The sequence below is a fragment of the Streptomyces sp. NPDC096105 genome (assembly GCF_044763335.1).
Classification (GTDB): Bacteria; Actinomycetota; Actinomycetes; order Streptomycetales; family Streptomycetaceae; genus Streptomyces.
Genome location: NZ_JBIWGC010000014.1, coordinates 1 through 20,563, shown reverse-complemented (window position 1 = coordinate 20,563; position 20,563 = coordinate 1). Strand labels below are relative to the sequence as shown.

Genomic DNA, 20,563 nt, shown 5'->3' with positions numbered 1-20,563 from the left:
GGAGGGAGGTCACAGGCGGAGGCGGCGGGACAGGTCCGAGGTGAACACGCCGCGCGGGTCCAGCTCGGCGCGCAGGGCGCGGAAGTCGTCCAGCCGGGGGTACATGGCCGCGAGCAGTTCGGGGCGCAGCCGGGAGTCCTTGGCGAGGTAGACGCGGCCGCCCGCGCCGGCGACCTCCTCGTCGAGCTCGTCGAGGAAGGCGCCGAGGCCGGGCAGCGACGCCGGGATGTCCAGCGCCAGGGTCCAGCCGGGCACGGGGAACGACAGCCAGCCCGGGTCGGCGTCCCCGAACCGTTTGAGGACGGCGAGGAACGACGGGCAGCGGCGCTGGGAGATCCGGCGCACGATCCGGCGCAGGGTGTCCTCCCGGCCGTGCCCGACGACGAACTGGTACTGCACGAAGCCGCCCCGCCCGTAGATCCGGTTCCAGTGCGGCACGCCGTCCAGCGGGTGGAAGAAGGCGGGGATCCGCTGCAGCTCCCCGGTCCGGGCGCGGGGCGCCTTGCGGTACCACAGCTCGTTGAACAGGCCCACGGTCGTCCGGCTGAGCAGGCCCTCCGGCACGAAGGAGGGAGCGGCGGGCAGGCGGGAGGTGCGGAACGACAGCGGCTCCCGGCGGGCGCGGGCGCCGCGGGGCAGGGCGTCCAGCGGGGCGTGGTCGCCGCGGGTGAGGACCGCCCGGCCGGTGGCCCGGCCGCGCGCCAGCAGGTCGATCCAGGCGACCGAGTAGCGGTAGCGGTGGTCGGCGCCGGTGAGACGGGCCATCAGGTCGTCGAGGTCGTCGGCGCGTTCGGTGTCGACGGACATCCAGGAGGTCTCGACGGGCTGGAGCCGCACCGTCGCGGTGAGGATCACCCCGGTCAGCCCCATGCCGCCCGCGGTCGCCTCGAACAGCGGCGTGCCCGGCGCCACGGTGCGGACCCGGCCGTCGGCGGTGAGCAGCTCGAACGACAGCACATGGCGCGAGAAGGACCCGCTGACGTGGTGGTTCTTGCCGTGGATGTCGGTGCCGATCGCCCCGCCGACCGTCACGTACCGGGTGCCGGGCGTCACCGGCACGAACCAGCCCAGCGGCAGCAGCACCTCCATCAGCCGGTGCAGGGACACGCCCGCGTCGCACCGCACGGTGCCGTCGTCGGCGTCGATCGCGTGGATGCGGTCCAGGCCGGTCATGTCGAAGACCTCGCCGCCCGCGTTCTGCGCCGCGTCCCCGTACGCCCGGCCCAGGCCCCGCGCGATGCCGCCGCGCGCCCCGCACCCCCGGACGGCCAGGGCGGCCTCCTCGCACGTCCGCGGACGGACCAGCCGGGCGGCGGACGGGGCGGTGCGGCCCCACCCCGTGACGGGAACGGTGTCGGCAGGCATGGCGGCGACCGTATCGCCCCTCTGTGCGCCGTTGGTTTCAAAACGTCAATCACGTCCCCGAAACGGGTGATTAATGGGATGTCGTCCCGAAGGGATGGAATTCCGGTGCGCCGGGGGTGAACAGTGAGCCACATGGACGACCAGCACGACCTCTCCCGGCCCCGCGGTCTGCGCGGGGTGGACCACCGGATCGTCTCCGCGCTCAGGGCGTGCGGCGCCGACCCCCGCGTGGCCGGAGCCGCGCGCGCCCTGTCCTGGGCGGGGGAGCACGGTGCCGTGTGGGTCGCGACGGGCCTCACGGGCGCCGTCGTGGACCGCCCGCGGCGCACCGCCTGGCTGCGCGGCACCGCTCTCACCGCCGGTGCGCACGCGACGAGTTCGCTGGTGAAGCGGGTCGTGCGCCGCCCCCGCCCGGCGCACGTCGAACCGCTGGTCGGCACCGTCGGACGGCACTCCTTCCCCAGCTCCCACGCCACCTCCGCGGCGGCCGCCGCCGTCGCCTTCGGCGCGCTCGGCGCCCGTGCGGTGCCTCCGCTGGCCGCCGCCGTGTGCGTGTCCCGCCTGGTGGCCGGCGTCCACTACCCGTCGGACGTGGCGGCCGGCGCCGCCCTCGGCGCGCTCGCCGCCCGGCTGGGCACCCGCTGGATGACGGGAGGCCCGGCGTGACGCTGCTGCGCGAGCGCCCCGGCCGCGGGCAGGCCGCGCCGGCCGCCCGGGGCGGGCTCCTCACCGGTCTGCTGCGCACCGCGCGGCCCAAGCAGTGGGTGAAGAACGTCCTGGTGGCCGCCGCCCCGGCCGCCGCCGGCGACCTCTTCTCCGTCCCCGCCCTGATCCGGCTCGCCCTGGTGTTCGTGCTGTTCACCGCCTGCGCCGCCGCCGTCTACCTGGTCAACGACGCGCGCGACGCCGAGGCCGACCGCGCCCACCCCGTCAAGCGCCGCCGCCCGGTCGCCGCCGGACAGGTCCCCGTGCCCGTCGCCTACGCCGCCGGAATCATCCTCGGCGTGCTCGCCCCGGCCGCCGCCGCGCTGCTCTGCCCGCCCGAGCTCGCCGCGCTCCTCGCCGGCTACCTCGTCATGCAACTGGCCTACTGCGTCAGCCTCAAGCACGTCCTCGTCGTCGATCTCGCCGTCGTCACCGCCGGGTTCGTGATGCGCGCGGTGGCCGGGGGGCTGGCCCTCGGCATCCCGCTGTCCCGCTGGTTCCTCATCACCACCGGCTTCGGCGCGCTGTTCATGGTCGCGGCCAAGCGCTACTCCGAGGCCGTGCAGCTCGCCGGGAACGGCGGCGCCACGCGCGCGCTGCTCACCGAGTACACCACCGGCTACCTGCGGTTCGTCTGGCAGCTCGCGGCCGGGGTCGCCGTCCTCGGCTACTGCCTGTGGGCGCTGGAGGAGGGCGGCGTGCCGCACACCAGCGTGCTGCCCTGGCGCCAGCTCTCCGTCGTCGCCTTCGTCCTCGCCGTGCTGCGCTACGCCGTCTTCGCCGACCGGGGCACCGCCGGCGAACCGGAGGACGTGGTGCTCGGCGACCGCGCGCTCGCCCTCATCGGCCTGGTGTGGGCGGCGATGTACGCCCTGGCGGTGGTCGACTGGTGAGGGACCGCCTGCGCCGGCACCGGCGGGAACTCCTCGGCTTCGCGACCGCCGGACTGCTCGCCTACGCCGTCGACCTGGCCCTCTTCCTCTGGCTGCGCGGCCCCGGCGGACTCGGCCCGCTCACCGCGAAGGCGCTGTCCTTCGTCGCCGGCTGCACCGTCGCCTACGCGGCCAACGCCCACGGCACCTACCGCCACAGGCGCGTGCACGGCGCCCGCCCCTACGCGATGTTCTTCGCCGTCAACCTCGCCGGCGCCGCCGTGCAGCTGCTGTGCCTGGCCGTCAGCCACTACGGGCTGGGGCTCACCTCGCAGCGCGCGGACACCGTGTCCGGCGCGGTGGTCGGCATGGCACTGGCCACCGTCGTCCGTTTCTGGGGCACCAGGACATTGGTCTTCCGTGACGCGGGCAGAGTCGGAACGTGGACTGGCTGAAAAAGCTTCCGGTGGTGGGGCCGTGGGTGACCCGGCTGTCGCTCACGCACGCGTGGCGGTCGTTCGAGCGGCTGGACCGGGTGCACTGGACGCGGCTGGCCGCGGCGATGACGTTCCGCAGCTTCGTCGCGCTGTTCCCGCTGCTCACGCTGGCGGCGGCGATCGGCGCGGCGGCCCTCGGCCGGGAGCGGCAGGACGCCCTCCAGAACACCCTCACCGACCAGGTGCCCGGCATCTCCGACCAGTTGGACGTCGGGGAGCTGGTGGACAACGCGGGCACCGCCGGTCTGATCGCCGGCGCCGCCCTGGTGTTCACCGGGATCAGCTGGGCCGGCGCCATGCGGGAGTGCCTGCGCGCGGTGTGGGAGCTGCCCGACGACGAGGAGAACCCCGTCCTGCGCAAGGGCAAGGACGCGGGCATCCTCGTCGGGCTCGGCGGGGCCGTCCTGGTCACCCTGGCCGCCTCCGCCGTCGCCACCGCGCTGGTCGGCCGGATCAGCGACGCCGCCGGGCTGGAGGAGGGCGGCTGGGGCGGGGTGGTCCTGCGGACCGCCGCGTTCGCCGTCGCCGCCGGCACCGACTTCCTGATCCTGCTGTACGTCCTCACCCTGCTGCCCGGCGTCCATCCGTCCCGGCGCCGGGTGACGGTCGCCGCGCTCACCGGCGCCGTCGGCATCGAACTGCTGAAGCTGCTGCTCAGCGGCTACATCCAGGGTGTGGCCGCGAAGAGCATGTACGGCGCGTTCGGCGTCCCGGTGGCGCTGCTGCTGTGGATCAACCTCACCACGAAACTCGTCCTGTTCTGCGCCGCCTGGACGGCCACCCCGAGCAGGGAGGACGAGGCCCCGCCGGTCACGGACGGGGACGGCGGCGCACCAGGTCCGGCAGCGGCCAGCGCCGGTTGACCAGGAACGCGCCGCCCGCGAGCAGCACCAGCACCCCGCCGGTGATGCCGAGCGCCACGCCCATGCCGTCGGCGCCGCCGCCCGTGTGCGCGCTCGCCACCGGCTTCGACCCGGCCACGGTGCCGCCCGCCTCACCGGGCGACGCGGACGGACCGGGCGCGGCGGTGGCCTGCGCGACGCTCCTCGGCGGCACCAGCTCGCCCACCGGCTCGACCTTGCCGGCCGCCGCGAAGCCCCAGTCCAGGAGCCGCGCGGTCTCCTTGTAGACCCCGTTCGACTCCTTCTCCTGCGGGTTCATCACGGTCACCAGCAGCACCTTGCCGTCGCGCTCGGCGACACCGGTGAAGGTCGAGCCGGCGTTGGTGGTGTTGCCGTTCTTCACCCCGGCTATGCCCTGGTAGACGGGCACGTCGTGGTCGCCGCTCAGCAGCCGGTTGGTGTTCTGGATCTCGAAGGACCCGCGGACCCGCTTGCCCTTCTTCCGCTTGGTCTCCCCGGGGAACTGCGCCCGCACCGTCGAGCTGTACTCCCGGAAGTCCTTCTTCTGCAGCCCGGAGCGGGCGATCAGGGTCAGGTCGTACGCGGAGGACACCTGGCCCGGGGCGTCGTAGCCGTCGGGGCTGACGGCGTGCGTGTCGAGGGCCTGCAGTTCCTCGGCGTGCTCGTTCATCTCCTCGACCGTCTTCTTCACGCCGCCGTTCATCGCGGACAGCACGTGCACCGCGTCGTTGCCGGAGCGCAGGAAGACGCCCAGCCACAGGTCGTGGACCGTGTAGGTCTCGTTCTCCTTGATGCCGACCATGCTGGAGTTCGGCCCGACACCGGCCATGTCCGAGGGCCGCACCCGGTACGTGGTCGTCCGCGGCCACTTCGGCAGCAGCGTGTCGGCGAACAGCATCTTCAGGGTGCTCGCCGGGGCGAGCCGCCAGTGCGCGTTGTGCGCGGCGAGCACGTCGCCGCTCTCGGCGTCCGCGACGATCCACGACCGGGCGGACAGCTCCTTCGGCAGCACCGGCACCCCGGCGGCCAGGTTCACCTGCGTCCCCGGCCTGCCGAGCCGCTCGCCGCCCACGGTCGACATCTTCGCCGGGGGAGCGGCCGACGGGGACGGCGACGGCCGGGGAGCCGCGAGGGCGGCCGGCGCGGTCAGCGCGGTGGACAGCAGGACGGCGGAGGCGACCAGCAGGGAGCGCCGGACGGTCTTCTCGGTAGCGGGCACGGTCCGCAAGGTACATGCCATGCCGGTGGACGTCCCGTCCCGGTCCCCACCCCGCGAAGGGAACCGGACACGGCGCGGCGATACTGGACGCATGAAGCTCAGCCGCCCCGTCTCCTGGTTCCTGCTCGCCTTCGGGGTGTGGAGCTGGGTCATCTGGATCACTTTCGTCAGGAACCTGGTCAAGGACAGCAGCGGGCTCGCCTTCGACGACGGGCACCCCACGGCGTACTTCTTCGTTCACCTGACGCTCGCCGTCGTCTCCTTCGTACTGGGGACGGTCGTCGGGGGCATCGGGTTGCGCGGTCTGCGCGCATTGAGCCGGACGTCACGGACGTCGTGACGCCGTAACGGGAAGCAGGGGAAGTCCGCCTCGTGGCCATCGTCTTCGTACTCGTCGCACTGCTGGTCGTCGCCGTCCTGGTGACGGGCAGCTGGTACGTGTGGCGCCGTCTGTTCCGGGACACCACAGCGGGGCCCGGCCCCGTGCGCCGCCTCGGCGCGGCGGTGATCACCGGGGGGTGGCTGCTGTTCGTCGGAGGCATGGTCGCCTCCCGCACCGAGGCGCCGTTCACCCTCCAGCGGGTGCTGGCCTGGCCGGGCTACCTGTGGCTCGTCCTCACCCTGTACCTGCTCCTGGCGCTGCTCGTCGGCGAACTGGTCCGCCCGGTGCTCCGCAGGGTCCTGGAGCGGAGGGCGGCGAAGCGGGCGCCGGCGCCCACGCCGACCCGCGACCTGATACCGGCGGGTCGGAACACGGGTGCGACCCCGGAACCGGCCGAGGGCCCGGAGACGACGGCCCCGGCGCAGGCCGTCCCCGCGGAAGGCGGCTCGGCGAAGAGCGGTACGGCGGAGAACGGTTCGGCGGCGGGCGGATCGACGGCTGCCGGCGCCGCGGGGCCGGGCGCCGGCCCCTCCCGCCGGCTGTTCGTCTCCCGCGTCGTCGGCGGAGCCGCCGCCGCGGCGGCGGTCGGCACCGTCGGGTACGGGACGTACGGCGTCCTGCGCGGGCCGAAGGTCAAGAGGGTCACCGTGCCGCTGGCCAAGCTGCCGCGTGCCGCGCACGGTTACCGCATCGCCGTGGTCAGCGACGTCCACCTGGGCCCGGTGCTCGGGCGCGGCTTCGCGCAGAAGGTCGTCGACACCGTCAACGCGACGCAGCCCGACCTGATCGCCGTCGTCGGCGACCTGGTGGACGGCAGCGTGCAGGACCTCGGTCCGGCGGCCGCCCCGCTGGCCCAGCTGACGGCGCGTCACGGCTCCTTCTTCGTCACCGGCAACCACGAGTACTTCTCCGGCGCCGAGCAGTGGGTCGAGGAGGTCCGCCGGCTCGGCCTGAACCCGCTGGAGAACGCCCGCACGGAGCTGCCCCACTTCGACCTCGCGGGCGTGAACGACGTGGCAGGCGAGGACGAGGGCCAGGGACCGGACTTCGCCCGCGCCCTCGGCGACCGGGACCGCGAACGGGCCTGCGTGCTGCTCGCCCACCAGCCGGTGCAGATCCACGAGGCCGTGGACCACGGCGTGGACCTCCAGCTCTCGGGTCACACCCACGGCGGCCAGCTCTGGCCGGCCAGCCTGATCGCGGGCGCCGCGAACCCGACCCTGGCGGGCCTCGACCGGTACGGCGACACGCAGCTCTACGTCAGCCGGGGCGCCGGCGCGTGGGGACCGCCCACCCGGGTGGGGGCGCCGTCGGACATCACGGTGATCGAGCTGGCCTCCCGCCAGGCGTGACCACGCCGTGCACGGCCGCGTCCGCGCCCCCGAGGGCGAGCCGGTGCGGGGCGCGGCCGTCACGCCGCTCGCGCCCGGCGGCCGTCAGGGGACCGGGGGTGTCCCTCGCCGGCGGGGCGTAGTACGTCGTGGCCGTCCCGCCGCCGGGCGCCTGTCCGCCCGCGGTGACGGCCTCGCCGTGCGGGGCGCGGGCGGCGCGTGTGGCCGTGGGGGACGGTCCGCACGTGCACGACGCGGAGCTGACGCCCGGCGGGGCGGACGGCCGTCAGCCGGCGCCGTCGGGGCGTCCGCCGGAGGCGGGCGTCCCCTCGCCGTCGTCCTGCGCGTCCTGCCCGCGCACGTCCCGCCGGCCGGGGTCCTTCCGGCCGGCGGGGTCGGGCAGTGCCCGCGTCATCCCGGGCAGGAACTCCGTGAACAGCTCGTGCACGTCCCGCACCAGCGGCCGCAGCACCCGGAACCGGGCCAGGGCGACGCCCCGCGCGGTGAGCCGGGCGCCCCGCTCGGCGAGCCGGTAGCTGCGCTCGCGGCCCTCGGTGCGGTCGAAGATCCAGTACAGGCACAGTCCCATCTGGGACAGCCACATCAACTCGGGCAGGATGTCCCGCAGTTCCTCGGGCACCTTGGTCCTCGTCCCGGCCAGCACGGCCCGGTGCACGCTGATCGCCTCCTCGCGCGCGTGCTCCGACTCCGGCGAGAAGGGGCTGAGCGGGCTGTCCGGGTCGGCGGCGTTCTTGAAGAACTGCACCGCGAACTCGTGGTACGGCGTGGCGATGTCCAGCCACGCCTTCAGCACCCCGGCGAGGCGCGCCTCCAGGTCGGTCTCCCGGGCGAGGATCTCCCGGACCGCCACCTGGTGCTCGGCGGCGATCCGGTCGTAGAACCCCTGGATCAGGTGTTCCTTGCCCTCGAAGTAGTAGTACGCGTTGCCGACGGAGACCCCGGCCTCCTTGGCGATCGCCCGCATGGTGGTCCGGTCGTAGCCGCGCTCCTGGAACAGCCGCATGGCCGTCTCCAGGATCAGGGCGCGGGTCTGCTCGGACTTGCTGAGGGGGGCGCCGGGGGCGGGGCCGTCGTTCTTCGCGGACACGGGAACAGAGCCTAACGCCCGCCGTGCGCGGCCTACGGGGCGGCGCAGGCGTCGGAGTCGCAGCCCGGCGGGGTGTAGTGCCAGCCGTCGCGCGGGTCGTACGCCCATCCGTCGCCCCGGCGGTACACGCCGCCGCCCCGCGAGGCGGTCGCGCCGCGCCACCTGGCGGCGGCCAGCACGGCGCCCTTGGCGAACCGCATCCCGGAGGGGGTGCTCAGCCGGTGCGCCAGCCGCCGGTGCTCGCGCAGCGCCCACAGGGTGACGATCCAGGCGGCGGCGCCCCGGTACACCTGGCCGCCGTCCCCGACCACGGTGATCTCGGACAGGGCGGACCGGTGGTCGAGGCCGGGGAAGCGGTCCCGGGCGGCCGGCGACCCCGCGGGCACGAACGTGAGGGGGACGAGCTGGGGCCGCTTCACCAGCCAGTCCCGGACGAACACGCACAGCGGGCAGTCCGCGTCGTACAGCACGGTCAGCCCGCGGACCGGGACGCGGCGCGCGTCCCGGTCCCCGTGCACCGGCGCGGCGCTCACGCCTGCGCCGCCGGGGCGGTCCAGCCCTGCGGGGGCACCGGCGGGTTCTGCTCCCGCTCCATCACCCGGCGCCGCCGGATCCTGTTCAGCACGTACACGTTGGCCAGGTGCATCACGCCCAGGACCAGCAGCACCACGCCCAGCTTGGCGGAGAGCGCCTCGAAGACGCCGCGGGTGTCGGTGACGGTGCCGTCGTCGCTCAGGTAGAGGGCGACGAAGCCGAGGTTCACCAGGTAGAAGCCGACCACCAGGAGGTGGTTGACGGCGTCCGCGAGCTTCTCGTCGCCGTGCAGCACGTCGGCGAGGAAGATCCGGCCGTTCCGGCTGAGCGTGCGGGCCACCCAGACGGTCAGTCCGATGCTGACGACCAGGTAGATGACGTAGGCGATGACGGTGCGGTCCATGCCCCACCCCTTCTTGAACGCGTTCAAAACGCTGACGGGACGACTGTAGCGCCTTTTTTTGAACATGTTCAACTCACGTGCGCGGGCCGCCCGGTGTCGTGTCCCGGCACCAGGGCGGCGCGGCCCCTGGTGCGGACGCACCAGGCGAGGACGGTGGCGGGCGACGATGCCCGCGGGGGCCGCCGGACGGAACCGTGGGAGGTGTTCACCCGGCCCCTACGAGAACGGGACGTCCATGTCCGGCACCCTGCTCCCGCCGCCGCGTCTACGGCGGCCCGCGATCGCCGCCCTCGGGGTGCTGGCGCTCGCCCTCGGCGCGCTCCAGTCCGTGGTGGAACCCGCCCTCCCGCTGCTCCAGCGCGAGCTGGGGCTCGGCCCCTCCGAGGGCGCGCTGGTCGCCAACACGCTGCTCGTCACCGGCGCGGTCCTCACCCCGGTCGCCGGGAAGCTCGGCGACCGCTACGGCGGCAAACGCGTCCTGATGCGGCTGATGGCCGTGGTCGCCGCCGGCGGACTGCTGGCCGGACTGGCCCCCGGGCTGCCCGTGCTGCTGCTCGGCCAGATCCTCCAGGGCGCCATGGTCGGCGTGCTGCCCCTGTCCTTCATCCTGGTCCGCGCCCATCTGCCGGCCGGACGCACCCAGGCGGCGATCGGCGTGGTCATCGCGCTCTTCACCGGCGGCGGCATGGTGGGCATGCTCGGCGCCGGGCTGATCGCGGAGCACCTCTCCTGGCACTGGATGTTCGTGCTGCCCACCCTCGCGGTCGTCGCGGCGACCGTCTCCGTGGCCCGGCTGATGCCGTCCGACGCGCCGGTCCGGCACGACGAGAGCATCGACTGGCCCGGCGTGGTCCTGCTGAGCGCCACCCTGCTCGCCTTCATGCTCGGGCTCATGCTGCTGACCGACGGCGGGCTGCCGCCCCTCGCCGCGGGCGCCCTGCTGACGCTCGTGGCCGTCCTCGCCGCCGCCTGGGTCCGCGTCGAGCGCCGGGCCGTCTCCCCGATGGTCGACCTGCGCATGCTCGCCCGGCCCGCGATGTGGCAGGCGTGCCTGCTCACCCTGCTCGTCACCACCACCCTCGGGATGGTCATCCTGCTGCTGCCGCAGCTCCTCGCCCTCTCGGGCGACGGCTACGGCTTCGGCGCCAGCACCACCGGCATCGGCCTCTACCTGCTGCCCGGCGCGGTCGCCGGGGCCGTGAGCGACGCGGTCGGCGGGGTCGCGGCCCGGCGGTTCGGCGCCCGCGCCGTGGTCGCCGTGGCCGCCCTCGCCACCGCCGCCGCCATGTTCGCCCTCGCGGCCCGGCACGACGCCGCCTGGCAGCTCGCCCTCGCCAAGACGCTGACCGCGTTCGCCGCGGGCATCGCCACCACCGCGCTGCTGGCCGGCGCCGCCACCGCCGTCGACCCCGGGGACACGGGCATCGCCACCAGCCTGCTCGTGGTCACGCGGGTGATCGGCCTCCTCGTGGGCAGCCAGATCGCGGGCGCGCTGCTCGACGCCGGCATCGACCCCGGCACGGGCCTGCCCGCCGAGGCGGCCTTCACCACCGGCTTCGCCGTCACCGGCGTCACCGCCGCGCTCGGCCTGCTGCTCGTGCGCGCCACGAGGGGCGCGCGTGCCGCCGCATCGCCGGAAACCGCCGAGCCCGCGCACACCCCCACGAAGGAAGGGACCCGTTCATGACCTCCCCGCGCACCGTCCTGATCTCCGGAGCCAGCGTCTCCGGACCCGCCCTCGCGTACTGGCTGCACCGGGCCGGGTTCGCGGTCACCGTCGTGGAGAAGGCCGGCGCCCCGCGCGGCGGCGGCTACCCCGTCGACATCCGCGGCACGGCGACGGAGGTGGTCCGGCGGATGGGCCTGTGGCCGCGGCTGCGCCAGGCGCATGTCGCCCCGAGGCGCGCCACCTTCCTCGACGCCGCCGGCCGCACCGTCGCCTCGCTCCGGGCCCGCGCCGACGAAGGGGAACCCCGCGACCTGGAGATACGGCGGGGCGACCTCGCCGACGCCCTGCACGGGCTGGTCCGCGACGACGTGGAGTTCGTCTTCGGCGACTCCGTCTCCGCCTTCGACCCGGCCGCGCACGGCGTCGACGTCACCTTCCGCAGCGGGCGGCAGGGCACGTACGACCTGGTGATCGGCGCCGACGGCGTGCACTCCGCGACCCGGGCCGCCCTGTTCGGCCCCGAGGACCGCTACCACCACTACCTCGGCCATTGCTTCGCCCTCTTCACCCTGCCGGACCCCGCGGGCCTCGACCGGGAACTCGTGCTGTGGAACACCCCGGGGAAGGCCGCCGCCCTCTACGCCACCGGGGACGGAGCCGAGGTGCACGGCTTCCTCACCTTCCACCGTCCGGAACCCCCGCGCGCCGCCCTCCGCGCCCCGGACGCCCAACGGGAGCTGGTGGCCCAGGTGTTCGCGGGCGAGGGCTGGGAGATCCCCCGCATGGTGGCGGCCCTGCGCGAGGCCGGCGACCTGTTCTTCGACACGGCGGGGCAGATCCGCATGCCCCGCTGGACGAGCGGCCGCGCCGCCCTCGTCGGCGACGCCGCCCACGCGCCGTCGTTCCTCACCGGCCAGGGCACCAGCCTCGCGCTGTCCGGCGCGTACGTGCTCGCCCGGGCCCTGGCCGCCCACCGGGACCACGCGGCCGCCTTCGCCGCCTACGAGGACCGCATGCGCCCGTACGTGACGGCCAACCAGGCGCTGGTCGACGAGGGCGGCGCCACGCTCTTCCCCGTCACCGCCCACGCCCTCGAGCAGCGCGACGCGCGGCTGCGCGCCCTGGACGCCCTGCCCCCGGCACGGTCCCGGCCGGCCCACACCGCGCTCACGCTGCCTCACGACGACGGCTGCCCGGAGCCGTCCTCCGGGGCGACCCGCGCCAGGCCGGTGCGGTAGGCGATGACGACGAGCTGCGCGCGGTCGCGGGCCTCCAGCTTCGTCATCGCGCGCTGCACATGGGCGCGCACCGTGAACGGACTGAGGACCATCCGCTCGGCGATCTCCTGGTTGGACAGGCCGGTCGCCACCAGCGCCACCATCTCCCGTTCGCGCGGGGTGAGCACGTCCAGCCGGCCGGCGTCCTGCGGCGGGGCGCCGGCCGGCACGGCCAGGAACCGGGCGACCAGGGAGCGGGTCGCGGCCGGGGACAGCAGCGTCTCGCCCTCGGCGACCGTCCGCACGGCGTCCGCCAGTTCCTCGGCCCCGATGCCCTTGCCGACGAAGCCGGCGGCGCCCGCGCGCAGCGCCCGCGCCACGTTCTCGTCCGTCTCGTACGTGGTGAGGATCAGCACGCGGGTGGCCCGCAGCTCCGGGTCCGCGCAGATCTCCGTGGTGGCGGCGAGCCCGTCCGTCCCGGGCATCCGGACGTCCATCACCACGACGTCCGGGCGCAGTGCGCGGGTGAGCCGCACCGCCTCCCGGCCGTCGCCCGCCTCGCCCACCACGGTGATGTCGTCGGTGCTCTCCAGCAGCAGCCGGAACGCGCCGCGCAGCAGCGCCTGGTCGTCGGCGAGCAGCACCCTCAGCGTCATGTCGTCCCCCCGGCCGTGCCCGGCCGTCCCTCGTCCGTCGCTCCGGGCATCCGCCCCTCCCCACCGGTCGTCGCCGTCTCGCGGGCGGGCGGCAGGGGCAGCCGGGCGGTCACCAGGAAGCCCCCCTCCGGGCGCGGGCCCGCGGTCAGCTCCCCGCCCACCGCGGCGGCGCGCTCCCGCATCCCGATCAGCCCGTACCCGGGCGCCCGCTCCGACAGGACGGGCGGCCCGCCCGGAGCGCCCCCGTCGTCGGAGACGGTGACGGTCAGCCGTCCGCCGCCCCAGTCGAGCCCCACCCGGGCGCCGCGCCCCGCGGCGTGCTTGGTCACGTTGGTCAGCGCCTCCTGCACGATCCGGTACGCCGTGAGGTCCACGCCCGGCGGCAGCGCCCGCGCCCGGCCCTCCTCACGCACCTCCACCTCCAGTCCCGCCCGCCGGAACGATTCCAGGAGGTCCGGCAGCCGCTCCAGACCGGGCGCCGGACCCTCGGACGTCTCCGCTTCCCCGTCCCCGGACTGCCGCAGCAGGCCGACCGTGGCCCGCAGTTCGTCCAGGGCGTGCCCGGTGGTCTCCACGAGCTCGCACAGGCTGACACGGGTCTGCTCCGGGCGGCTGTCGAAGAAGTGGGCGGCGACCGTGGCCTGCGCGTTGGCCAGGGTGATCTGGTGCGCCACCAGGTCGTGCAGCTCCCGCGCGATGCGCACCCGCTCCTCCGCGACCCGCCGCCGCGCCTCCAGCTCCCTGCTCTCCTCGGCCCGCCGCGCCCGCTCCTCCACGGCCGCCAGATACGCCCGCCGGGTCCGCACCGTGTGCCCGGCCAGCCCCGCCACCAGCGGGGCCGCCGCCACCGACCCCATGCGGCTCGCGTCCTGCCAGGAGAGGTCCCCGGACAGCGGGACGGACCCGGCCAGCAGCGCCACGGCGGCCAGCGTCACCGCGCCCGCGGCGCGCCGTTCGCCGGGCAGGCCGAGTGCGCAGGCGTAGGCGGCGACCAGGGCGGGTGCGATCACGGGCGGGCTGAGCACCAGGCCGAGGGGCTGCGCCGCCAGCCCGGCCGCGGTGGTGACCGCCAGCACGGCCGGAGGACGCCGGTGGCGCGCCGGGAGCACGGCGCAGGAGACCAGGGCGAGCAGACAGGCGGTGAGGGGCGGCGCGGTCAGGGTGTCCTCGACCCGCACGGTCCCGCCGAGCAGGCAGATCACGAACGCGGCCGCCGCGACCGCGGCCTCCCGCCCGCGTCCGGCCCGCGGCGCCGCCGTCCTCGTCCCGGCGTCCGGCTTCGGCAGCGTGCGGCCGGGGACAGGGGGCCGGGTCAGAGGTGAGCGCATGCTTCCACCCTCCGTTCCCGCCCCGGTCCGGGCATCGTCCTTCGGGACGGTCCCGTCTGGTGCGTACGCACCAGACGGACGCCCGCCCTGGTGCCTGCGCAGTACGCACGCCCGAGGGCCCCGTCTCCGGCGTGGAGAGGGGCCCTCGGGACCTGCGGCGGGGCGCCTCAGTAGCGGCGCGTGATGAGCGCGCGCTTCACCTCGGCGATCGCCTTGGTGACCTCGATGCCACGCGGGCAGGCGTCCGTGCAGTTGAAGGTCGTGCGGCAACGCCACACACCGTCACGGTCGTTGAGGATCTCCAGGCGCTGCTCGCCGGCCTCGTCACGCGAGTCGAAGATGAAGCGGTGCGCGTTGACGATCGCGGCCGGGCCGAAGTACTGGCCGTCGTTCCAGAACACCGGGCACGACGTGGTGCACGCGGCGCACAGGATGCACTTGGTCGTGTCGTCGAAGCGCTCGCGGTCCTCGGCGGACTGCAGCCGCTCACGCGTCGGCTCGTTGGTGTCCTTCGTGATCAGGAAGGGCATCACGTCCCGGTACGCCTGGAAGAACGGCTCCATGTCCACGACCAGGTCCTTGAGGACCGTCAGGCCCTTTATGGCCTCGATCGTGATCGGCTTCTCGGGGTTGATGTCCTTGATCAGCGTCTTGCACGCCAGGCGGTTCTTGCCGTTGATCCGCATGGCGTCGGAGCCGCAGATGCCGTGGGCGCAGGAGCGGCGGAAGGTCAGCGTGCCGTCCAGGTCCCACTTGATCTTGTGCAGACCGTCGAGGACGCGCTCCTTGGGGTCGATCTCCAGCTGGAAGTCTTCCCAGGTCGCCTCCGCCGAGACCTCCGGGTTGAACCGGCGGATCCGGAAGGTGACGGTGATGTAGGGGGAGTCGGCGAAGCCGGGCTCGGGGGAGCCGGCCGCGTCCGCCTTGTCCAGTACGGGGGTAGCCATCAGTACTTACGCTCCATCGGCTGGTAGCGGGTCTGGACGACCGGCTTGTAGTCCAGACGGACGGTCTCGGTGCCGTCGGCGCCGACCTCGCGGTACGCCATCGTGTGGCGCATGAAGTTGACGTCGTCGCGGTTCGGGTAGTCCTCGCGGTAGTGACCGCCGCGGGACTCCTTGCGGGCCAGCGCGGAGACGGCCATGACCTCGGCCAGGTCCAGCAGGTTGCCCAGCTCGACGGCCTCCAGCAGGTCGGTGTTGAACCGCTTGCCCTTGTCCTGGATGGCGACGTTCTTGTAGCGCTCGCGCAGCTCGGCGATCTTCTCGACCGCCGTCTTGATGGTCTGCTCGGTGCGGAACACCATGACGTTGGCGTCCATGGTCTCCTGCAGCTCGCGGCGCAGCTCGGCCACCCGCTCCTTGCCGGTGGAGGAACGCAGCCGCTCGATCTGCCCGACCACGAAGGACTCCGGGTCCTCCGGCAGCTCGACGAAGTCGGCGGTCTGCGCGTACTCCGCCGCCGCGATGCCGGCCCGCTTGCCGAACACGTTGATGTCCAGCAGCGAGTTGGTGCCCAGGCGGTTGGCGCCGTGCACCGACACGCAGGCCACCTCGCCGGCCGCGTACAGGCCGGGCACGACCGTGGTGTTGTCCGCGAGGACCTCACCCTTGACGTTGGTCGGGATGCCGCCCATCGCGTAGTGCGCGGTGGGCTGGATCGGGATCGGGTCCGTGTAGGGCTCGATGCCGAGGTAGGTCCGCGCGAACTCGGTGATGTCGGGCAGCTTGGCGTCCAGCTGCTCCGGCGGCAGGTGCGTGAGGTCCAGGTAGACGTGGTCGCCCTCGGGACCGCAGCCGCGGCCCTCGCGGATCTCCGTGTAGATGGAGCGGGAGACGACGTCGCGGGAGGCGAGGTCCTTCATGACGGGCGCGTACTTCTCCATGAAGCGCTCGCCGTCCTTGTTGCGCAGGATGCCGCCCTCACCGCGGGCGCCCTCCGTGAGCAGGATGCCCATGCGCCAGATGCCGGTCGGGTGGAACTGGAAGAACTCCATGTCCTCCAGCGGCAGCCCGCGCCGGTAGACGGCGGCCTGGCCGTCACCGGTCAGGGTGTGCGCGTTGGACGTCACCTTGAAGAACTTGCCGGTGCCGCCGGACGCGTAGATCACGGACTTCGCCTGGAAGATGTGGATCTCGCCGGTCGCCAGCTCGTACGCCACGACACCGGCCGACTTCTTGACGCCGTCGACCTCGGTGATCAGCTGGTCCAGGACGTAGAACTCGTTGAAGAACTCCACGCCCTCCTTGACGCAGTTCTGGTACAGCGTCTGGAGGATCATGTGGCCGGTGCGGTCCGCGGCGTAGCAGGACCGGCGGACCGGGGCCTCGCCGTGGTTGCGGGAGTGACCGCCGAAGCGGCGCTGGTCGATGGTGCCGTTCGGGGTGCGGTTGAACGGCAGGCCCATCTTCTCCAGGTCGAGGACGGAGTCGATGGCCTCCTTCGCCAGGATCTCGGCGGCGTCCTGGTCGACCAGGTAGTCACCGCCCTTGACCGTGTCGAAGGTGTGCCACTCCCAGTTGTCCTCCTCCACGTTGGCCAGCGCGGCGGCCATGCCGCCCTGCGCGGCGCCCGTGTGGGAGCGGGTGGGGTAGAGCTTGGTCAGCACGGCGGTGCGGCTGCGCTTGGTCGCCTCGATGGCGGCCCGCATACCGGCGCCACCGGCGCCGACGATGACGGTGTCGTACTTGTGGATCTTCATGATTCTCGCAGCCCCGTGCCTAGCGGATGTTCGGGTCGAAGGTGAAGATCACCAGCGTGCCCAGCAGGATGGTGAACACCGTGGCCGTGTAGAGCAGGCCCTTCAGCCACAGGCGGGTGCTCGGCCGCTCGGCGTAGTCGTTGATGACCGTGCGCAGGCCGTTGGCGCCGTGCAGCATCGCCAGCCACAGCATCAGCAGGTCCCAGACCTGCCAGAAGGGGCTCGCCCAGCGGCCCGCCACGAAGGCGAAGCCGATCTTGGACACACCGCCGTCCAGCACCAGCTGGATCAGCAGGTGGCCGATGACCAGCACGACCAGGACGACACCGGACAGGCGCATGAACAGCCACGCGGCCAGCTCGAAGTTGCCGCCGGTGCTCTTCGGGCTCTTCTTGGTCCGCTTGCGCGGGGGCTCGATGACCGGCGCCGGGTTGTCGACGGAGTACAGCGAGCCGCCCTCGACGGGGCCGACGCCCGAGGCGGAGGTTTCAGTGGTGGACATCAGCGTCAGCTCCCGAACAGTTCACGAGCGGCGTGGCCGAGGACGGGGTAGATCGCCCCGAGCATCAGCACGGTCCACAGGGCGACGACGGTCCAGAGCATCTGCTTCTGGTACCGGGCGCCCTTGATCCAGAAGTCGACGGCGATGACGCGCAGACCGTTGAGCGCGTGGAAGAGGATGGCGGCCACCAGGCCGTACTCCAGCAGCGCGACGATCGGCGTCTTGTACGTGGCCACGACGGTGTCGTAGGCCTCCGGGGACACGCGCACGAGGGCGGTGTCCAGCACGTGAACGAACAGGAAGAAGAAAATGAGGACGCCGGTGACTCGGTGAGCCACCCAGGACCACATTCCTTCCCGGCCGCGGTACAGCGTTCCAGCCGGCACGGAAATTTCCTCCGGGAGCGGGGATCGGGGCCGCGCCGGCTTTCCTTGTCGGTCGGGCCCGGCCGGGTACGGTCCACCGGCCCCCAGCATGGTAGCGACGGTTGCCCGCGGCGCTTACGGAGGGGCCTGTTTGTGTGATCAAACTTGCACTCGAAGGGGGGTGCGAGCGGGGTCGGGCGGCCGCCCCGGGCGGGGGGAGTGCGGTGAATTGCCGGGTGTGGTCGCCGGGGCCGCTCGCGCCTGCGCCGCGGAGCCGCGCATCGTCACGGCCCCGTGCCCCCGGCCAGCTTCCCCAGCCGCTCCCTGGCGAGGAGGCGGAGCTGCTCCTTGGTGATCTGGTGTTCGTCCTCCGGATCGTTCGCCAATCGTGACCGGATGCTGTCGAGGACGCGGTCCAGGGTCTCGTTCGCGGGGACGCCGTCCAGGCAGAGGACGAAGACGTGGCCGAACCTGGCCTCGTAGGCCGCGTGGGCGGCGTTCAGGGCGGTGTGGGCGGCCGAGTAGGCGTCCTCGGGGAGGACGGGGAGGGGCTCGGAGGCCAGGGCCTCGGCGATCTCCTCGGGGGAGAGGTCGTACGTCGCCTCGTCCGCGGCCGCCAGGAGGGACGCCGGGTCGGGGTAGGGGCGGTGGCCGGCCAGCAGCCGGGCCCAGCGGGGGCTGTGCAGGCAGGACAGCAGGGCGCGCTCGGCGTCGGGCCCGGGAGCGTCGTTGAACCGCTCGAGCGGGGACGGGGCGCCGGGCGCGCCGCGGGACTGTCCGGGTATGGCGACTCGGCCGGGGAGGTCTGGGAGTCGGTGCGCAGGCAGCGTGGGTCCTCGTGGGCGTGATGTGTGTGTCGTTGGCAGATGCTGTGAGAGTTGTGACGTCACGTTATCGAGTGAGTCCGGGACGTGTCCGATCGGTGCCCCCATTTCACCCGCACGGCAGAGTTTGGGGACGGTCCATGGGCGGTCCTCACCCGAACGGGTCGTACGTTGGCAGGGTGAGTCGGCACAGGCACAGGCGGCACGGTCAGCGCAGGCGGCGTCCCGGGGCGGAGGCGACGGCGAGACGACGGCGGGTCCTGGCCGTCGCGGTGGCCGCGGGGGCGGTGGTGGTCGCCTCCGGTGTGGGGCTGGGGCTGTGGGCCTCGGGGGACGACGGCGCGTCCGGCGGCCCGGCGGCCGCCCCGTCGTCGCCGTCGCCGAGTCCCACCCGCAGCTATCCGCTGTCCGAGGCGCCGCGGACCATACCCGCCGTGCGTGAGCACACGGCGGAGCGCGGGCCCGGGTGGCGGCCGGCCCCCGGGCACCGGGTGGTCGTGTCCGACCCGGCGCTGGCCGACGAGGGCCGGCTGACGGCCCGCGAGCTGGGGCTGGCGTACGCGGGCGAGCGCGGCGACGAGCGGCCCGGCGACGTGCGCCTGGAGCTGAACCGGGACGCGGGCGCGAACCCGGAGTCGTACACCCTGACCGTGCGCGGCGGACGGGTCACCGTCAGCGGGCCGGGCGAGGCGGGCGTCTTCTACGGCACCCGCACCCTCAAGCAGGAGATACGCGGGGCCGGCGCCGCACCCGAGGGCGTGGTGCGGGACGCGCCGGCCAAGCCGCGGCGCGGCATGATGCTGGACATCGCGCGCAAGCACTACAGCGCCGGCTGGATAGAGGACCGCATACGCGAGCTGGGCGACCTGAAGTACAACGAGATCGGCCTGCACTTCTCCGACGACCAGGGCTTCCGCATCGAGTCCGACTCGCACCCGGAGATCGTCTCGGAGGAGCATCTCACCAAGGCGCAGGTCCGGAGGATCGTCGAGCTGGCGGAGAGCCGGCACATCACCGTCGTCCCCGAGATCGACTCGCCCGGACACCTCGGCGCCGTCCTCGACGCCCACCCCGACCTCCAGCTGCGCAGGGCGGACGGCGAGGCGGTGCGCGGCGCCATCGACATCGCGAACCCGGAAGCCGCCGAGATCGTCGACGACCTGCTGGAGGAGTACGTGGACCTCTTCCCCGGCGACCAGTGGCACCTCGGCGGCGACGAGTACCAGGCCCTCGTCGTGTCCGACCCCGAGGCGTCCTTCCCCGGCCTCGCCGCCGCGGCCCGCGAGAAGTACGGCTCCGGCGCCACCGTCGAGGACCTGACCACGGGCTGGCTCAACGACCGCGCCGCCACCGTCCGCGCCCACGGCCGCGTCCCCCGTGCCTGGAACGACGGCTTCTTCCGCGACGGGTCCGTGCGGGCCGGCAAGGACATCCGGGCCGCCTACTGGACCGGCAAGGAGATCGGCGCGCGCAAGCCCGCCGAGTACCTGGCCGAGGGCCGCGAGGTGATCAACTACAACGACGAGTTCCTCTACTACGTCCTCGGCGAGCCGCTCACCTTCGTCTACCCGACCGGCGAGCGGATCTACGAGCAGTGGACGCCACGGGTGCTGCGCGGCACCGACCCCGTCCCCGCGCGGTACGACCGGCAGATCCTCGGCGGGTCCTTCGCCGTCTGGGGCGACCTGCCCCGCTCCCAGACCGAGGAGCAGGTCGCGCAGGGCATCCGGATGCCGCTGCGGGCCCTCGCCCAGAAGCTGTGGGACGCGGGTGAACCCGAGCTGTCGTGGACCGAGTTCCGCACCCTGGCGGACCGGCTGGGCTGACGGATCGCCGCGAACGCCTGCGAGGCCCCGCACGGCTGTGGTGATGTTCTGGACGAGCCGACGGCCCGGCGCGCCGGGCCGGGAGACGACATGCGGGGGGGGCCTCTATGTCTTTCGTCAAGGCGCCCCTGTCGGGGTTGGGGTGATTTGGTCTTGCTGGGGTCATGCGGCGAGTTCGACGTTCGCGGGCGTGCGG

The 20,563-nt window shown here is 73.7% G+C and carries 22 protein-coding genes; 9 read left to right on the top strand and 13 right to left on the bottom strand.

Annotated elements, in window-relative coordinates:
• Nucleotides 1–9: 9 nt before the first annotated feature.
• Nucleotides 10–1,365 (bottom strand): FAD-binding protein, encoded by a 1,356-nt coding sequence (locus ACIQ8B_RS21615; RefSeq protein ID WP_403548827.1) that lies wholly within the window; start codon nucleotides 1,363–1,365, stop codon nucleotides 10–12.
• Between the two features lie 132 nt (nucleotides 1,366–1,497).
• Between ACIQ8B_RS21615 and ACIQ8B_RS21610 the strand changes: the two genes are divergently transcribed.
• Genes ACIQ8B_RS21610 through ACIQ8B_RS21595 form a run of 4 tightly spaced genes read left to right on the top strand, consistent with a single transcriptional unit; the run spans nucleotide 1,498 to nucleotide 4,302 of the window.
• Nucleotides 1,498–2,031 (top strand): phosphatase PAP2 family protein, encoded by a 534-nt coding sequence (locus ACIQ8B_RS21610; protein WP_403548825.1) that lies wholly within the window; start codon nucleotides 1,498–1,500, stop codon nucleotides 2,029–2,031.
• Entirely contained in the window at nucleotides 2,028–2,963 is a 936-nt protein-coding gene (locus tag ACIQ8B_RS21605) for a decaprenyl-phosphate phosphoribosyltransferase (protein WP_403548823.1), read from the top strand. The genes ACIQ8B_RS21610 and ACIQ8B_RS21605 overlap by 4 nt, the downstream gene beginning before the upstream one ends.
• Nucleotides 2,960–3,397, top strand: coding sequence for a GtrA family protein (locus tag ACIQ8B_RS21600; RefSeq protein ID WP_403548821.1), 438 nt, complete (start codon nucleotides 2,960–2,962; stop codon nucleotides 3,395–3,397). Before ACIQ8B_RS21605 ends, ACIQ8B_RS21600 begins: the two co-directional genes overlap by 4 nt.
• A complete protein-coding gene (locus ACIQ8B_RS21595; RefSeq protein ID WP_403548819.1) occupies nucleotides 3,385–4,302 on the top strand; it encodes a YihY/virulence factor BrkB family protein in 918 nt (305 codons plus the stop codon). The genes ACIQ8B_RS21600 and ACIQ8B_RS21595 overlap by 13 nt, the downstream gene beginning before the upstream one ends.
• On the opposite strand, the gene ACIQ8B_RS21590 is transcribed toward ACIQ8B_RS21595, so the two are convergent.
• Nucleotides 4,250–5,521: a D-alanyl-D-alanine carboxypeptidase gene (locus ACIQ8B_RS21590; protein ID WP_354671053.1), complete on the bottom strand. Its 1,272-nt coding sequence runs from the start codon at nucleotides 5,519–5,521 to the stop codon at nucleotides 4,250–4,252. The two genes, ACIQ8B_RS21595 and ACIQ8B_RS21590, sit on opposite strands and share 53 nt — an antisense overlap.
• A gap of 91 nt (nucleotides 5,522–5,612) precedes the next feature.
• On the opposite strand from ACIQ8B_RS21590, the gene ACIQ8B_RS21585 reads away from it, so the two are divergent.
• On the top strand, nucleotides 5,613–5,861 hold the full coding sequence (locus ACIQ8B_RS21585) for an SCO4848 family membrane protein (protein ID WP_121720228.1): 249 nt from the start codon (nucleotides 5,613–5,615) through the stop codon (nucleotides 5,859–5,861).
• Between the two features lie 32 nt (nucleotides 5,862–5,893).
• Entirely contained in the window at nucleotides 5,894–7,255 is a 1,362-nt protein-coding gene (locus tag ACIQ8B_RS21580; protein ID WP_403548816.1) for a metallophosphoesterase, read from the top strand.
• A gap of 265 nt (nucleotides 7,256–7,520) precedes the next feature.
• Here ACIQ8B_RS21580 and ACIQ8B_RS21575 read toward each other — a convergent pair whose 3' ends face one another.
• Genes ACIQ8B_RS21575 through ACIQ8B_RS21565 form a run of 3 tightly spaced genes read right to left on the bottom strand, consistent with a single transcriptional unit; the run spans nucleotide 7,521 to nucleotide 9,279 of the window.
• The gene (locus ACIQ8B_RS21575; protein WP_403548814.1) at nucleotides 7,521–8,342 is read right to left on the bottom strand and encodes a TetR/AcrR family transcriptional regulator; all 822 of its coding nucleotides are present in this window, start codon (nucleotides 8,340–8,342) and stop codon (nucleotides 7,521–7,523) included.
• Nucleotides 8,343–8,374: 32 nt separating this feature from the next.
• Nucleotides 8,375–8,875: a thiol-disulfide oxidoreductase DCC family protein gene (locus ACIQ8B_RS21570; RefSeq protein WP_403548812.1), complete on the bottom strand. Its 501-nt coding sequence runs from the start codon at nucleotides 8,873–8,875 to the stop codon at nucleotides 8,375–8,377.
• Complete coding sequence (locus tag ACIQ8B_RS21565) at nucleotides 8,872–9,279, bottom strand: hypothetical protein (RefSeq protein WP_106416276.1); 408 nt, start codon at nucleotides 9,277–9,279, stop codon at nucleotides 8,872–8,874. Before ACIQ8B_RS21565 ends, ACIQ8B_RS21570 begins: the two co-directional genes overlap by 4 nt.
• Before the next feature lie 235 nt (nucleotides 9,280–9,514).
• Between ACIQ8B_RS21565 and ACIQ8B_RS21560 the strand changes: the two genes are divergently transcribed.
• Complete coding sequence (locus ACIQ8B_RS21560) at nucleotides 9,515–10,966, top strand: MFS transporter (RefSeq protein WP_403548810.1); 1,452 nt, start codon at nucleotides 9,515–9,517, stop codon at nucleotides 10,964–10,966.
• Complete coding sequence (locus tag ACIQ8B_RS21555) at nucleotides 10,963–12,186, top strand: FAD-dependent monooxygenase (protein WP_403548808.1); 1,224 nt, start codon at nucleotides 10,963–10,965, stop codon at nucleotides 12,184–12,186. Before ACIQ8B_RS21560 ends, ACIQ8B_RS21555 begins: the two co-directional genes overlap by 4 nt.
• Here ACIQ8B_RS21555 and ACIQ8B_RS21550 read toward each other — a convergent pair.
• From ACIQ8B_RS21550 to ACIQ8B_RS21515, 8 genes are all read right to left on the bottom strand, one after another.
• Nucleotides 12,126–12,821, bottom strand: a complete 696-nt coding sequence (locus ACIQ8B_RS21550; RefSeq protein WP_403548806.1) for a response regulator — start codon at nucleotides 12,819–12,821, stop codon at nucleotides 12,126–12,128. The genes ACIQ8B_RS21555 and ACIQ8B_RS21550 overlap by 61 nt on opposite strands.
• Nucleotides 12,818–14,149, bottom strand: a complete 1,332-nt coding sequence (locus tag ACIQ8B_RS21545) for a sensor histidine kinase (RefSeq protein WP_403548804.1) — start codon at nucleotides 14,147–14,149, stop codon at nucleotides 12,818–12,820. Before ACIQ8B_RS21545 ends, ACIQ8B_RS21550 begins: the two co-directional genes overlap by 4 nt.
• A gap of 167 nt (nucleotides 14,150–14,316) precedes the next feature.
• Nucleotides 14,317–15,096 carry a succinate dehydrogenase iron-sulfur subunit gene (locus ACIQ8B_RS21540; RefSeq protein WP_106412783.1) on the bottom strand — a complete coding sequence of 260 codons (780 nt, stop codon included), beginning with the start codon at nucleotides 15,094–15,096 and terminating at the stop codon, nucleotides 14,317–14,319.
• Nucleotides 15,096–16,850 (bottom strand): succinate dehydrogenase flavoprotein subunit, encoded by a 1,755-nt coding sequence (gene sdhA / locus ACIQ8B_RS21535; protein ID WP_106412782.1) that lies wholly within the window; start codon nucleotides 16,848–16,850, stop codon nucleotides 15,096–15,098. The genes ACIQ8B_RS21540 and sdhA overlap by 1 nt, the downstream gene beginning before the upstream one ends.
• 19 nt (nucleotides 16,851–16,869) lie before the next feature.
• On the bottom strand, nucleotides 16,870–17,352 hold the full coding sequence (locus ACIQ8B_RS21530; RefSeq protein ID WP_106412781.1) for a succinate dehydrogenase hydrophobic membrane anchor subunit: 483 nt from the start codon (nucleotides 17,350–17,352) through the stop codon (nucleotides 16,870–16,872).
• 5 nt (nucleotides 17,353–17,357) lie between these two features.
• Nucleotides 17,358–17,738: a succinate dehydrogenase, cytochrome b556 subunit gene (gene sdhC, locus ACIQ8B_RS21525; RefSeq protein WP_106412780.1), complete on the bottom strand. Its 381-nt coding sequence runs from the start codon at nucleotides 17,736–17,738 to the stop codon at nucleotides 17,358–17,360.
• Nucleotides 17,739–18,001: 263 nt separating this feature from the next.
• The gene (locus ACIQ8B_RS21520) at nucleotides 18,002–18,607 is read right to left on the bottom strand and encodes a 2-oxo-4-hydroxy-4-carboxy-5-ureidoimidazoline decarboxylase (RefSeq protein WP_403548801.1); all 606 of its coding nucleotides are present in this window, start codon (nucleotides 18,605–18,607) and stop codon (nucleotides 18,002–18,004) included.
• 142 nt (nucleotides 18,608–18,749) lie between these two features.
• Nucleotides 18,750–18,932, bottom strand: a complete 183-nt coding sequence (locus tag ACIQ8B_RS21515) for a hypothetical protein (RefSeq protein ID WP_241911485.1) — start codon at nucleotides 18,930–18,932, stop codon at nucleotides 18,750–18,752.
• Between ACIQ8B_RS21515 and ACIQ8B_RS21510 the strand changes: the two genes are divergently transcribed.
• On the top strand, nucleotides 18,847–20,367 hold the full coding sequence (locus ACIQ8B_RS21510) for a glycoside hydrolase family 20 protein (RefSeq protein WP_403549016.1): 1,521 nt from the start codon (nucleotides 18,847–18,849) through the stop codon (nucleotides 20,365–20,367). The two genes, ACIQ8B_RS21515 and ACIQ8B_RS21510, sit on opposite strands and share 86 nt — an antisense overlap.
• Nucleotides 20,368–20,563: the final 196 nt, after the last annotated feature.

What these genes read in the sequence shown, in the direction of transcription:
- ACIQ8B_RS21615 (WP_403548827.1), bottom strand. Translation starts at nt 1,365, where the DNA reads ATGCCTGCCGACACCGTTCCCGTCACGGGGTGGGGCCGCACCGCCCCG.
- ACIQ8B_RS21610 (WP_403548825.1), top strand. Translation starts at nt 1,498, where the DNA reads ATGGACGACCAGCACGACCTCTCCCGGCCCCGCGGTCTGCGCGGGGTG.
- ACIQ8B_RS21585 (WP_121720228.1), top strand. Translation starts at nt 5,613, where the DNA reads ATGAAGCTCAGCCGCCCCGTCTCCTGGTTCCTGCTCGCCTTCGGGGTG.
- ACIQ8B_RS21565 (WP_106416276.1), bottom strand. Translation starts at nt 9,279, where the DNA reads ATGGACCGCACCGTCATCGCCTACGTCATCTACCTGGTCGTCAGCATC.
- ACIQ8B_RS21560 (WP_403548810.1), top strand. Translation starts at nt 9,515, where the DNA reads ATGTCCGGCACCCTGCTCCCGCCGCCGCGTCTACGGCGGCCCGCGATC.
- ACIQ8B_RS21555 (WP_403548808.1), top strand. Translation starts at nt 10,963, where the DNA reads ATGACCTCCCCGCGCACCGTCCTGATCTCCGGAGCCAGCGTCTCCGGA.
- ACIQ8B_RS21550 (WP_403548806.1), bottom strand. Translation starts at nt 12,821, where the DNA reads ATGACGCTGAGGGTGCTGCTCGCCGACGACCAGGCGCTGCTGCGCGGC.
- ACIQ8B_RS21545 (WP_403548804.1), bottom strand. Translation starts at nt 14,149, where the DNA reads ATGCGCTCACCTCTGACCCGGCCCCCTGTCCCCGGCCGCACGCTGCCG.
- ACIQ8B_RS21540 (WP_106412783.1), bottom strand. Translation starts at nt 15,096, where the DNA reads ATGGCTACCCCCGTACTGGACAAGGCGGACGCGGCCGGCTCCCCCGAG.
- sdhA (WP_106412782.1), bottom strand. Translation starts at nt 16,850, where the DNA reads ATGAAGATCCACAAGTACGACACCGTCATCGTCGGCGCCGGTGGCGCC.
- ACIQ8B_RS21530 (WP_106412781.1), bottom strand. Translation starts at nt 17,352, where the DNA reads ATGTCCACCACTGAAACCTCCGCCTCGGGCGTCGGCCCCGTCGAGGGC.